Origin of the sequence: Stenotrophomonas sp. CC22-02 (assembly GCF_004365115.1) — a bacterium.
Taxonomy (GTDB): domain Bacteria; phylum Pseudomonadota; class Gammaproteobacteria; order Xanthomonadales; family Xanthomonadaceae; genus Stenotrophomonas; species Stenotrophomonas forensis.
On record NZ_SOCO01000001.1, the window covers coordinates 862,559 to 875,322 of the forward strand.

Below are 12,764 nucleotides of genomic sequence, written 5' to 3' on the forward strand. Positions count from 1 at the left end.
AAAGCTGTACGCCTCGTTCAGGATCAATGCGGTATCATTCCGCTCTGAGCGAGTGAAATCTCCTCCGACCGAGCAGCGCCAGGGCACGCGATAAGAAGGGCGCCCAAAGCGCGGACCATCCCTTTTTTATCGCACTGCCAGAACGACGGCAGTGCCTTCGGAGTTCCCCATGTCCCAAGATTCCCAAGCGCCGCTGCAGTTTGCGCAGCTCGGCCTGTCCGAGCCCGTGATGCAGGCGGTCACCGCCATCGGCTACGAAACCCCGTCGCCGATCCAGGCCGCCACCATCCCGGCGATGCTGGAAGGCCGCGACGTGCTGGGCCAGGCCCAGACCGGTACCGGCAAGACCGCTGCGTTCGCACTGCCGGTACTGTCCAACATCGACCTGCAGCAGATCAAGCCCCAGGCCCTGATCCTGGCGCCGACCCGCGAGCTGGCCATCCAGGTGGCCGAGGCGTTCCAGTCCTATTCGTCGAAGATTCCGGGCTTCCGCGTGCTGCCGGTGTACGGCGGCCAGCCGTACGGCCAGCAGCTGTCGGCGCTGCGCCGCGGCGTGCACATCGTGGTCGGTACCCCCGGCCGCGTGATCGATCACCTGGACCGCAGCACCCTGGACCTGTCCGAGCTGAAGACCCTGGTGCTGGACGAAGCCGATGAAATGCTGCGCATGGGCTTCATCGACGACGTCGAAGCCGTGCTGAAGAAGCTGCCGGAGCAGCGCCAGGTGGCCCTGTTCTCGGCCACCATGCCGCCGCAGATCCGTCGCATCGCGCAGACCTACCTGCAGGACCCGGTGGAAGTGACCATCGCGGCCAAGACCACCACCTCGGCCAACATCCGCCAGCGCTACTGGTGGGTGAGCGGCATGCACAAGCTGGACGCGCTGACCCGCATCCTGGAAGTCGAGCCGTTCGACGCGATGATCATCTTCGCCCGTACCAAGGCCGGCACCGAAGAACTGGCCAGCAAGCTGCAGGCCCGTGGCCTGGCCGCTGCCGCCATCAACGGTGACATGCAGCAGGCCCAGCGTGAGCGCACCATCGCCATGCTGAAGGAAGGCAAGCTGGACATCCTGGTCGCCACCGACGTGGCTGCCCGTGGCCTGGACGTGGAACGCATCAGCCACGTGCTGAACTACGACATCCCGTACGACACCGAAAGCTACGTGCACCGCATCGGCCGTACCGGCCGTGCCGGCCGCAGCGGCGAGGCGATCCTGTTCGCCACCCCGCGCGAGAAGGGCATGCTGCGCCAGATCGAGCGCGCCACCCGCCAGCCGATCGAAGAGATGCAGCTGCCGAGCGTGGAAGCGGTCAACGACACCCGCATCAACAAGTTCACCTCGCGCATCAGCGAGACCCTCGGCGCCGGCGGCCTGGATTTCTACCGCCAGCTGCTGGAGCGCTTCGAGAACGAGCAGAACGTGCCGGCCATCGAAGTGGCCGCCGCGCTGGCCAAGATGCTGCAGGGTGACACCCCGTTCCTGCTGCAGGCGCCGGTGCGTGCCCCGCGCGAAGAGCGTGCGCCGCGCGAGCGCTTCGACCGTGGCGACCGCCCGGAGCGTGGCGATCGCTTCGACCGCAACGAGCGCGGCCCGCGTTTCGAGCGTGGCCCGCGTCGTGACGATGCCGAAGGTGGTTTCGAGCAGCGCCCGCGCCGCGAGGTTCCGCCGCGTGGTGCGCCGGAGCAGGGCATGGAGACCTACCGCATTTCGGTCGGCCACCAGCATGGCGTGAAGCCGGCCAACATCGTCGGCGCCATCGCCAACGAAGCCGGCCTGGAAAGCCGCTTCATCGGCCGCATCGACATCCACGACGATTTCTCGCTGCTGGACCTGCCGGCACAGATGCCGCCGGACGTGCTGTCGCACCTGCAGAAGGTGTGGGTGTCGGGCCAGCAGCTGCAGATGCGCGCGCTGGCGCCGGGTGAAGACACCAACCCGGCCCCGCGTCCGTTCAAGCCGCGCTTCGACAAGCGTGGCCCGGGCGGCCCGGGTGGTCCGCGTCGTGGCGGCCCGGGTGGTCCGGGTGGTCACGGTGGCGACCGTGGCGGTGACCGCGACAGCCGCCCGCCGCGTCGTGACGGCTTCAAGCCGCGCGGCCCGCGCAGCTACTGAGCCGCACCGCAGCCCTGACAACGCCAGCCTTCGGGCTGGCGTTGCCCGTTTCGGGCCTGCAAAAAGGGGACGGAGGGGATTAAGTCGTAAATGGCAGGCCACGCGCTTATGCCGAAAACGACTTAATCCCCTCCGTCCCCTTTTTCGCATGGTCAACACATTCCCGGTCCTAGGCTGGGGCGGTTCCAAGGGAGGTTGTCACCGCAGCACATTCGGGGGGATCCGGGATGGGTAGGAGTGGCACGGACCAGCAGAGCCGACGGGTTCCCATGACCCGTGGCCTGGGACTGCGATTTGCGTTGCTGACGGGCATGGCGATTGGATTGGTCGCACTGTCCGCGCTGATCCAGGAACTGCAGGCGGCCTCCACCGCCTGGATTGCCGGCCAGGGCTACTGGTCGCGCGGTCAGCAGGATGCAACCGCCGCGCTCAGTCGTTACCTGGCGCGGGGCGATGCCCAGGACCTGGACGACGCACGCCAGGCCCTGCAGGTGCCGTTGGGCGATCTGCAGGCGCGGCTGGCGCTGGAACAGGCGGAGCCGGATGAAGCCAAGGCCAGGCAGGGGTTCCTGCAGGGCGGCAATGCGCGCGCCGATATTCCGCGCCTGGTGTTCTCGTTCCGCTATGCACGCGATATCGGTGCCTTCCGCGAAGCAACCGCGCTGTGGCGGAAGACCGACGGCGACCTGATGGCGGTGCAGCGCCTGATCGATGAGTTGCAGCTGCGGCACGGCAGTGACCCGCTGCCGACCGCCGCACGTGACCGCTACCTGCAGCAACTGGGTGACCTTGATCGGCGGATGCAGGTGCAGAGCCAGGCGTTCTCGCAGGCGCTGTTGCGGATGGCGACGCTGGTGAGGCTGGCCACGTTGATGGTTGCGGGCCTGTCGGTGCTGGCGATCAGCCTGATGGCCGTGGCGCTGGCGCGTCGCGTCGGCAAGGACCTGACCGAACACGAGAGCCGTTTCCGCGCGGCGTTCTACCAGGCCAACGTGGGCATGCTCAAGCTCGACACCGATGGCAAGGTGATCGAGGCCAACCAGGCCATGGCGGATATTCTCGATTATCGTCGCGATGTGCTGCTGCAGATGTCACTGCACGATCTGCTGATGGACGGCGAACTGGTCATCGACGGTGTCGGCCGCATCGACTGGGACCGGCAGCTGCGGCCAAGCGAACTGCGCTTCCGGCGGCGCGACGGCAGCCTGGTCTGGGGGCGCTGGAGTGGTACCGGCGTGCACAGCAGCGGGGGGCTGTCGGTGTTCGCGATCATCGAGGATGTCAGCCAGAACCATGCGCTGGCACGTGAGATCGAGCATCACGCCAGCCACGATCCGCTGACCGGGCTGATCAACCGCCGCGAGATCGAACGGCTGCTGGAACGCGCGCTGCTGCAGGTGCGCAGTGACGGCGGCACGCATTCGCTGTGCTACATCAACCTGGATCATTTCAAGCTGGTCAACGACAGCTTCGGCCATGCCGCCGGCGATCAGATGCTGCGCAGTTTCGCCGATTACCTGGTGGCGGCCGTGCGCGATGGCGACTGGGTCGGCCGGCTCGGCGCCGATGAGTTCGCCGTGTTCCTCGCCCATGCCGGCCAGGACGAAGCCAAGCGGGTGCTGCAGCGGGTGATCCGCAACCTGGGCCAGGCCACCTTCCCGATCAGCGAGGGCAGCCCGCAGCTGAGCTGCAGCATCGGCGTGGTCGAGGTCAGTGCCGATGCGCCCGACGTGAACTGGCTGATGAGTGCCGCCGACAGCGCCTGCTACGCGGCCAAGCAGGCGGGCCGCAACCGCGTGCACTGCTTCAACGAGAACCGCATGGCGCTGGAAGAACGGCGGCTGGAGGCCGAACGCCTGCAGGGCGTCAGCCTGGCGATGGCCGAGAACCGCATGCTGCTGTATGCGCAGCGCATCGCCCGGGTGGGAGATCCCTCGTACCTGCACTACGAGGTGCTGGTGCGCATGCGCGGCACCGACGGCAGCCTGCATCTGCCCGGCCAGTTCATGCCGGCGGTGGAACGCTACGGCATGGCCGTGGCGCTGGATCGCCACGTGCTCGGGCTGCTGTTCCGGCACCTGCAGGTCTGCCCGGCGCACGTGCGCCAGCTCGGCCTGTGCAACGTCAACGTTTCGGCCCAGTCGATCGCCGAGCCAGGATTCCTGGCCTTCGTCTGCGACCTGCTCGAGCGCAACCGCGCACTGGCATCCAAGCTGTGCTTCGAGATCACCGAGACCGCTGCGATCAGCAACCTCAGCCAGGCGCGCGCCTTCATCGATGCGGTGAAGGCGCGGGGCTGCCGGATGGCGCTGGACGACTTCGGGTCCGGCCTGTCCTCGTTCGGCTACCTGCGCCAGCTGCCGGCCGACATCCTGAAGATCGATGGTGCATTCGTGCGCGACATGGACACCGACCCGGTCAGCCATGCCACCGTGCGGGCGATCAGCGAGCTGGGGCGCGAGCTGCAGATGGAAGTGGTGGCCGAGTGGGTGGAGACCGCCGAGGTGGCCGGCGCGCTGACCAGGCTGGGGGTACAGGGCCTGCAGGGCTATGCGATCGAACGGCCGCAGCCGCTGGAACGGATGACCCTGACCGACCTGAAGCCCTTCCGGCTGGTGGCGGTGAACGGGCCGCAGGGCGCGGGCTGAACGGACGGCGACGACTTTGGTCTACACATGCGCGGCGCGCCCGGCTGCGATAATGCGCGCCAGGGGCGACGTGCAGTGGGCGCGGACGTAAGCAGGAACAGGACGTGGCGTGGGCAGCAGGCAGTGGGGGTATGGAACAGGAGTGGTGCTGGCCGTCCTGCTGATGTGGTGGGCGATACCGTGGCCGCTTCAGGCTGCCGAGGCCGTATCGGGCCGCGATTACCTGCTGGTCGGGGGGGGCACCGACGCGCCGACTCCACATCGCGCGTGCACGCCGCAGATGCTGTCCGGTGCCCGCCAGCAGGTGGAAGTGCCCGCGCCGCCCGGGGGCTGGTCGGGCCAGCCACAGGCGCTGGACGTGTTCAACGTGTTCGCCGGCGAGGTCCGGGTCCAGCACGGTGACCGCGAAATCTGCGGCAACATGCACGATGCCCGCACCCGCGATTCGCGCTTCCGCGCAGGCATCGGCCTGGTCGCGGTGCCGCCGGCCGGCAGCCACGCGCCGTTCCTGGTCTCCTGGCAGACGCCGCTGAAGACGCGCTGGGTGCCGACCCTGCGGCTGGGCGCGCCCAGCCCGGTGCAGCAGAACGACACCGCCCGCCTGCTGGTGCGCGCTGCTTGCATTGCCGTGGCCATCGCCTTGGCGCTGTCGGCGTTGATGGCGTTCCTGACCACGCGCGACCGCAGTTTCCTGGTCTACATCGCCGGCACCGCCGTGCTGGTGCTGTGGCAGGCGATCCTCGGTGGCCTCAGCGGCTACCCGGAGCCTTGGCTGCCGGTGGGCGAGCGCGGGGCCTGGTGGTTGCTTTCGCTGACCGCGGCCACCCAGGCACTGGTGCTGCCGGCGCTGTGGCGGCTGAACGGCGGCGACCGCGCGCTGCCCCGTTCGCGGCCCCTGCAGGCGATCGTGCTGTGGGGGCTGCTGGCACTGGCCGTGCTGGTGCCGTGGCTGCGCTGGGGCCAGCTGGCCTGGGTCGCACAGGGCCTGCAGGTGACCTATCTGCTGGGGTGCGGGCTGGCGTTGCTGGCCGGTGTCTGGGCGCGCTGGCGCGGCGACCGCTGGGCGCAGGCCGGGCTGGCCGCGCTGGCGCCGATGCTGGTACTGATCATCGCCGACGCCAGTGCAGCCGAATGGTTGCTGGAGTACCGGGTGGAGGCACTGCAGCTGGCGGTGACCTGGCTGCTGATGATGGCCGCCTACGCCATGAACCAACGGCTCGGGCGGCTGCGCCAGCAGCGCGATGAACTGCGCCAGCTGGCCGAGACCGATGGCCTGACCGGCCTGCCCAACCGGCGCGCGGGACTGCAGCAGCTGGCCCGCCACCTGGCGCAGGTTGACCGTGAGCGCGGCCCGCTGGTGATCGGCTTCCTCGACATCGACCTGTTCAAGGACATCAACGATCGCCATGGCCATGCGGTGGGTGACCAGGTGCTGGTCGCGGTCGCGCGCGCCCTGCGCGCGGCGGTGCGCAGCCAGGATGAAGTGGTGCGGATGGGTGGCGAGGAGTTCCTGCTGCTGATGCCGGGCATGCCGCGCGAAGCCGCGTCGGCGCGGCTGGACCGCCTGCGCCAGCGCATCACCGAGGCCGGCCAGGCACTGCAGGTGCCGGGGCTGGAAGTGACCGCCAGCATTGGACTGGCGCAATGGCGACCGGGCGAGGACGATCTGGCCGGGCTGCTGCGGCGGGCCGACCATGCCATGTACGTGGCCAAGCGTGCCGGCCGCAACCGGGTGTTCGACGGCGAAGAGCTTGATCCGGCCGCGCCGGCATGAGGCGCGGCGGGCGGCGATGCCGGATAATAGGGCGATGACCACCCGACTCAACAAACATATTGCCGACACCGGCTTCTGCTCCCGCCGCGAGGCCGATCGCCTGATCGCCGCCCGCCGCGTCACCGTCAACGGCCATCCGGCCGGCACCGGCGCGGTGGTGGGCGAGGAAGACCAGGTGCTGGTCGACGGCCAGCCGCTGCGCGCCCGCGTCGCCCGCAAGCCCGGCGCCCGCCGCCACGTCTACATCGCGCTGAACAAGCCGGTGGGCGTCACCTGCACCACCGAAACATCGGTCAAGGGCAACATCGTCGACTTCGTGGGCCACGAACAGCGCATCTTCCCGATCGGCCGCCTGGACAAGGAGTCGGAAGGGCTGATCCTGATGACCAGCAACGGCGACATCGTCAACCAGATCCTGCGTGCCGAGAACGGGCACCAGAAGGAATACCTGGTGGCGGTGAACAAGCCGGTCACCGACGAGTTCCTGCGCGGCATGGCGCGCGGCGTGCGCATCCACGACCAGATGACGCTGCCATGCAAGACCTCGCGGATCGCCAAGTTCGGTTTCCGCATCACCCTGCAGCAGGGCCTGAACCGGCAGATCCGCCTGATGGCGGCCGAGTTCGGCTACCGCGTGACCCAGCTGCGCCGCGTGCGCATCGACAACATCAAGATCGGTGCGCTGAAGCCGGGCCAGTGGCGCAACCTGACCGAGCAGGAGCTGCAGGGCCTGCTGCCGAAGCAGCTGGACTGGTAGGGCCGGCCGCTGGCCGGCTGCAATGTGCCTTCGATGTACCCGGGATGCCGGCCCGCGGCCGGCACCCCCGGCACGCGGATTGCGCATCCGCATCGGCTAGACTTCGCAGTGACCTGCCGGAACATGACGCTGCATGATCAAGCCCGACAAGCCTGCCAACGAAGCCCTTCGGCTTGAGGCGCTGTACCGCTACCGCATCCTGGATTCGGAGCGCGAGAAATCCTTCGATGACCTGGTGGTGATCGCCAAGGCGGTCTGCGGTACCTCGATGGCCGCCGTCACCCTGATCGATGTCGAACGGCAGTGGTTCAAGTCGATCCAGGGCATTGACGCTGCGGAGAACCTGCGCAGCGAATCGATGTGCGGCCACGCCATCCTGCAGCCGCAACAGATCATGGTGGTCGAGGACGCGCTGCAGGACATCCGCTTCCATGACAATCCGGTGGTGACCGGCGATCCGCATGTCCGCTTCTACGCGGGTGCGCCCCTGATCAGTTCCGACGGCCTGCCGCTGGGTACACTGTGCGTGTTCGACGCGCATCCGCAACGCCTGGCCAGTGACAAGGCCGAGGCCTTGGCCGCGCTGTCGCGGCAGGTGATGCTGGTGATGGAGCTGCGCCGTTTCGCGCTCGACATCCAGAAGCACATGCTGGAACGCGACGATTACGAGCGACTGTTGTCGGAGTACCAGGATGTGCTGCTGGCCCAGAATGCCGATCTGGCCGAACAGAGCCGGACCGATGCGCTGACCGGCCTGCCCAACCGGCGCGCGATGGCGGCGGCGCTGGAAGAGGCCGTGGCGATGAACGGCGCGCAGCCCGGTGCAGCCTGTGTCGCGCTGCTGGACATCGACCATTTCAAGCACATCAACGACTTCCAGGGCCATGCCACCGGCGACCGGGTGCTGGCCGAGCTGGGCACGCTGCTGCGCTCGCACTTCGCCGGTCGCGGCATGGCGGCACGCTACGGTGGCGAGGAGTTTGTGGCGGTGATGCCCGCCACCGACCTGCGCGCGGCCGAACGGCAATGCGAGTTCCTTCGCCTGGCGGTAGCCGAGCTGCCGCTCGGTTTCCCGGTGACCATCAGCATCGGCGTTGCCCAGCACCAGTCCGGCGAAAGCGTGGACCAGATGCTGGCACGCGCCGACAAGGCGCTGTACCGCGCCAAGGGCAACGGCCGCAACCGGGTGGAGCTGGCGGGCTGAAACACCGGCGACTCGCGTGCTGAACGCATGCGATGCGTGGTGATTCGATCCCGTTCCAGTAGATCCACGCCATGCGTGGATGCTCTCCCCGATTCACATCGCGTCGCAGCTCGTGCGATCAGGACCGGCCAGCATGGCGGTCCTGTTTCCACGGACCTCGAGCATGCTGCAGACCCTGGCCATCGCGCACTATCGCTCGCTGCATGGGCTGGTGCTCCCGCTGCAGCAGTTGAATGTGGTCACCGGCGACAACGGTAGCGGCAAATCCAGCCTGTACCGCGCGCTGCGCCTGCTGGCGGAAACCGCACAGGGCGGCGTTGCGGCGGTGCTGGCCCGTGAAGGCGGGCTCGGTTCGGCGCTATGGGCCGGCCCCGAAACCCTTGATCGCCGGGTGATGGCCGGTGAGATTCCGCTGCAGGGCGGCCCGCGGCAGGCTTCCGTGGGCCTGAAACTGGGATTTGCCACTGACGAATTCGGCTACGCCATCGATCTGGGTTACCCGCCGCCCAGTCGTTCGGCGTTTGCACTGGACCCGCAGATCAAGGCCGAGGCGATCTGGGCAGGGCCGTTCCTGCGCAGCGCCAACCTGCTGGTCGATCGCCGCGGAGCGATGGTGCGGCAACGCCATGCGCGCGGCTGGGATCTGATCGATGACCGCTTGTCGCTGTTCGACAGCCTGTTCACCCAGGTCGGTGATCCGCAGCGCATGCCGGAAACCATCGCCCTGCGTGAGTACATCCGCCGCTGGCGCTTCTATGATCACTTCCGCAGCGATGCCGATGCGCCGGCGCGACAGCCGGCGATGGCCACGCGGACGCCGGTGCTGCATCACGACGGCCGCGATCTGGCCGCGGCCTGGGTCACCATCCTCGAGATCGGAGATCCGGTCGGGTTGGCACGCAGCGTTGAGGATGCCTTCCCGGGGGCCTCGGTGGGCTTCGACGAGCTGGACGGTCGGCTGGCCCTGCGCTTCCACCAGCCCGGCCTGCTGCGGCCGTTGTCGATGGCGGAACTGTCCGATGGCACCCTGCGCTTCCTGCTGCTGGCCGCCGCCCTGCACACGCCACGGCCGCCGCCGCTGCTGGTGCTGAACGAGCCGGAGACCAGCCTGCATCCGGACCTGCTGCCGGCACTGGCACGGCTGATCATTGCCGCCAGTGCGCGCAGCCAGGTATGGGTGGTGTCACACGCCAGCCGCCTGATCGCGGCGCTGGAACAGGCGCCGGGATGCCATTCGCTGCATCTGCACAAGGAACACGGGCGCACGCTGCTGAGCGGGCAGGGCCTTCTGGACGTCCCGCCGTGGCACTGGCCGCAGCGGTGATACGGCGATCGATGCCCCGCGTGGATGCGTTCAATCAGCGATGTTGCGTGCTTCCGCCGTACCGAGAATCTCCGGGTGCTGCACCGGCTTGCGTCGGTTCAGCAAAGGGTGCAGGAACACCGCGCCGACGATGATCGCCACGCCCAGGTAGAACCACGGGGTGACCTCGTGCTGTTCGCGCAGCAGCACCACCGCCAGCAGCACGGCATAGACCGGTTCCAGGTTGGTGACCAGCTGCACCGTGTAGGCGCTCAGGTGGCGCAGCGCGACCAGCGCCAGCGCGAACGGCAGCAGTGTGCAGAAGCCGGCCAGCACCAGCAGCAGGATGCCGTCGTGCAGGTCCGGGACGATCCACAGCGGGCCGGCCAGTGCCGGCAGCAGGTACGGCATCAGCGGTGCCAGCAGGGTCAGGGTGAGGGTGCCCGCACCCAGCTCCAGCGCGGTGACTGTCAGCGGATCGGCGTGGCTGACCATGCGTTTGTTGAGCGAGCCGAACACCGCCACCAGCAGTGCCGAAATTGCGCCGATCAACACACCCAGGCGCATGCCATCGGGTACGCCACCGACCACCAGCGCCACGCCGGGCAGCACGGCCAGGCCGAAGGCGAGTTCACGCAGCTGGAACGGCCGCTTGGCCACCCACGGTTCGATGATCGAGGTGAACACCGGTGCCAGCGCGATGCAGGTGGCGGCCACCGAGGCATTGGCCAGCTTCACCGCGCCATAGAAGGTCAGCCAGTGCAGGGCGACCAACGCACCGATGCCCGCGTAACCGGCCACCAGTCGCAAGGGCAGGGTGCGCAACCCGCGCCAGACCCGCGGCAGCAGGGCCAGCATTGCCGTCACCAGCAGCATGCGCCACCACACCAACGGCAGCGCGGGCAGGGTGATCAGCTTGCCGAGGATGGCGGTGACGCCCCACAGCAGGACACAGAAATGGATCTGCCAGAGTGCTTTGCGGGTGTCGGGTGTGCTCATCCGTGTATTGTGCGGCAAGCGCAGGTTCGCGGCGATGGTCATGGTCGCCGCTGCGCCCCGTTCCCGGCGAGGTATCCGCATGCCTGCAGGCCCGATGTCCGTGCGTGGATGGGCGGCGCTGACCGCCCTGGTCGCTGCCACCTCGCTGCTGCTGCAGTACCTGTTGCTGCTGGGCGGGCCCGGCGGCGAGGCGGGCATGGTCGCGGCGACCCTGCGCTTCTTCGGTTACTTCACCATCCTCAGCAATCTGGGCGTGTGCCTGGGGTGTGCATGGCTGGCACGCGGCCGCGCGCTGGGCGCGACCGTGGCCGCGGCGATGGCGCTGTGCATCGGCGTGACCTGCCTGGTCTACGTGCTGGCCTTGCAGGCGCTTTGGCGACCTACTGGCCTGCAGTGGTGGGTGGATATGGGGCTGCACTACGCCGTGCCACTGTTGTACCTGGGCGGCTGGCTGCTGCTGTTGCCGCACGGCGCCCTGCGCTGGCGTGCATTGGCGGTGGTGCTGTGGCTGCCGTTGGCCTATCTCGGTTGGGCGATGAGCCTGGCCTGGCTGCTGGGACAGGCGCCGTACCCGTTCCTTGAGGTGCAACGGATCGGCGCGGTGGCCTTCGCGATCAACGTGCTGCGCGTGGCCGCGGTGTTCGTGCTGGGCTGGACGATGCTGTGGGCGCTGGATCGCTGGCGCCGTCGCTGAGCCGCTGCAATGCCATCGCCGCCGCCGGATTGCGTGCCTTGCCCGCGCCGATGCACAGCAGGTAGACCTCGCGGGGCCTGGCCGGGGGCGGTTCGGTCAGGCAGGGCAGGTCGTCCACGGGCGCGCCTTGTGACCAGCGTCGTGCGCGTTCGACCCAGCGTTGCTGCACCGGCGCTGGCAGGCCCTCCTTCAAGCGGGCCTGGCTGCGCTTGATCCGCGCATAGACGAAACCGGCACTGATGTCGCCGTGCAGTGGCGCCTCGTCGCTGTCCTCGATCACCAGGGCGACATCGTGGCGGCGGGCGGCGGCAACCAGCGCCGGGCCGTGCGCGGCGGCGTTGCGTACTTCCAGTGCGTGCTGCAGCGGTACACCGTCCAGCTGCTTCGGCAGCTGTGCCATCAGTGCGTCCAGCGCTTCGGCATCGGCCGGATGGCGTGGATCGAATTGCCACAGCAACGGACCGAGCCGGTCGCCGAGCGCGAGCGCCGCCTGCAGGAACGGGGCGGCGGCCTTCACCGTGCTGGACAGGTCGCGGCGCTGCACCAGGTAGCGTGGTGCCTTCATCGAGAAACGGAAGTCCGGCGGCGTCTGCGCCGCCCATTGCGCACATTGGGCCGGCGTGGGCGTGCGGTAGAAGGTGCCGTTGATCTCGATGCAGCGCAACGCACGGCTGGCATGCGCAAGTTCTTCGCGCTGCGCAAGCCCGTCCGGATAGAACGTGCCGCCGCGCCATTCGGGGAATACCCAGCCACCGATGCCGCAGCGGATGGCCGCGTGCCGGGAAGCGGCCGTCACTGGCCGTGGTCCGCGCGCCACGGGTCGTAGCTGCCGAACCACCACAGGTAGCCTTCCGGGTCGGCGCAGGCGTAGCCGCGGCCACCGTAGTCCTGGTCGGCGATGTCGATGACGATGCGTGCTCCGGCGGCCTTGGCGCGGGCGTAGTGCGCATCGGCATCAGTGACGATCACGCACGCGCTCTGGGTCTGGCGTCCACCGACCTCGTCAGGCAGGGCGGTGTGCTCGGTCCACGCACTCTGGTTGCTGGCCGAACCGAGCATGATCATGCCGTGGCCGAAGGTCAGCTGCGCATGGAACACGGTCTCGCCGTCGGCGTAGACGGCCTGGGCATGGAAGCCGAAGGCGCGCTGCAGCCAGTCGATGGCGGCCAGCGCGTCGCGGTAGCGCAGGCACGGAATGATGGTGGAGCCGTTGCCAGGCTGGCTGTTCTCGCCCATGACACCCCTCCTATGGCACAGGGCAGGGTGCGC

Annotated in this window: 10 protein-coding genes; 7 read left to right on the forward strand and 3 right to left on the reverse strand. The window is 68.5% G+C overall.

Annotated features, from left to right (window positions below; all coding sequences use genetic code 11):
- The first annotated feature begins 169 nt into the window (after positions 1-169).
- The 6 genes from N440_RS04115 to N440_RS04140 all read left to right on the forward strand — a co-directional run bounded on the left by N440_RS04115 (position 170) and on the right by N440_RS04140 (position 9,823).
- Complete coding sequence (locus N440_RS04115) at positions 170-2,116, forward strand: DEAD/DEAH box helicase (protein ID WP_133934178.1); 1,947 nt, start codon at positions 170-172, stop codon at positions 2,114-2,116.
- A 227-nt stretch (positions 2,117-2,343) separates the two neighbouring features.
- Positions 2,344-4,764, forward strand: coding sequence for an EAL domain-containing protein (locus tag N440_RS04120; protein ID WP_049456446.1), 2,421 nt, complete (start codon positions 2,344-2,346; stop codon positions 4,762-4,764).
- A gap of 109 nt (positions 4,765-4,873) precedes the next feature.
- Positions 4,874-6,538, forward strand: coding sequence for a GGDEF domain-containing protein (locus tag N440_RS04125; protein ID WP_133934179.1), 1,665 nt, complete (start codon positions 4,874-4,876; stop codon positions 6,536-6,538).
- Positions 6,539-6,572: 34 nt separating this feature from the next.
- The gene (locus tag N440_RS04130) at positions 6,573-7,295 is read left to right on the forward strand and encodes a pseudouridine synthase (RefSeq protein WP_005408708.1); all 723 of its coding nucleotides are present in this window, start codon (positions 6,573-6,575) and stop codon (positions 7,293-7,295) included.
- Between the two features lie 133 nt (positions 7,296-7,428).
- Positions 7,429-8,499, forward strand: coding sequence for a sensor domain-containing diguanylate cyclase (locus N440_RS04135; RefSeq protein WP_133934180.1), 1,071 nt, complete (start codon positions 7,429-7,431; stop codon positions 8,497-8,499).
- 163 nt (positions 8,500-8,662) lie between these two features.
- Positions 8,663-9,823: an AAA family ATPase gene (locus N440_RS04140; protein ID WP_133934181.1), complete on the forward strand. Its 1,161-nt coding sequence runs from the start codon at positions 8,663-8,665 to the stop codon at positions 9,821-9,823.
- Between the two features lie 30 nt (positions 9,824-9,853).
- Here N440_RS04140 and N440_RS04145 read toward each other — a convergent pair whose 3' ends face one another.
- Positions 9,854-10,801, reverse strand: coding sequence for a DMT family transporter (locus tag N440_RS04145; protein ID WP_133934182.1), 948 nt, complete (start codon positions 10,799-10,801; stop codon positions 9,854-9,856).
- 94 nt (positions 10,802-10,895) lie between these two features.
- Here N440_RS04145 and N440_RS04150 point away from each other — a divergent pair, with 94 nt between their 5' ends.
- Positions 10,896-11,495 (forward strand): Pr6Pr family membrane protein, encoded by a 600-nt coding sequence (locus tag N440_RS04150; RefSeq protein ID WP_243831285.1) that lies wholly within the window; start codon positions 10,896-10,898, stop codon positions 11,493-11,495.
- Here the strand turns inward: N440_RS04150 and N440_RS04155 are convergent.
- Together N440_RS04155 and N440_RS04160 are read right to left on the reverse strand one after the other, a co-directional pair.
- A complete protein-coding gene (locus tag N440_RS04155) occupies positions 11,416-12,291 on the reverse strand; it encodes a DUF72 domain-containing protein (protein ID WP_133934184.1) in 876 nt (291 codons plus the stop codon). The genes N440_RS04150 and N440_RS04155 overlap by 80 nt on opposite strands.
- Positions 12,288-12,731, reverse strand: a complete 444-nt coding sequence (locus N440_RS04160; protein WP_133934185.1) for a VOC family protein — start codon at positions 12,729-12,731, stop codon at positions 12,288-12,290. Before N440_RS04160 ends, N440_RS04155 begins: the two co-directional genes overlap by 4 nt.
- Positions 12,732-12,764: the final 33 nt, after the last annotated feature.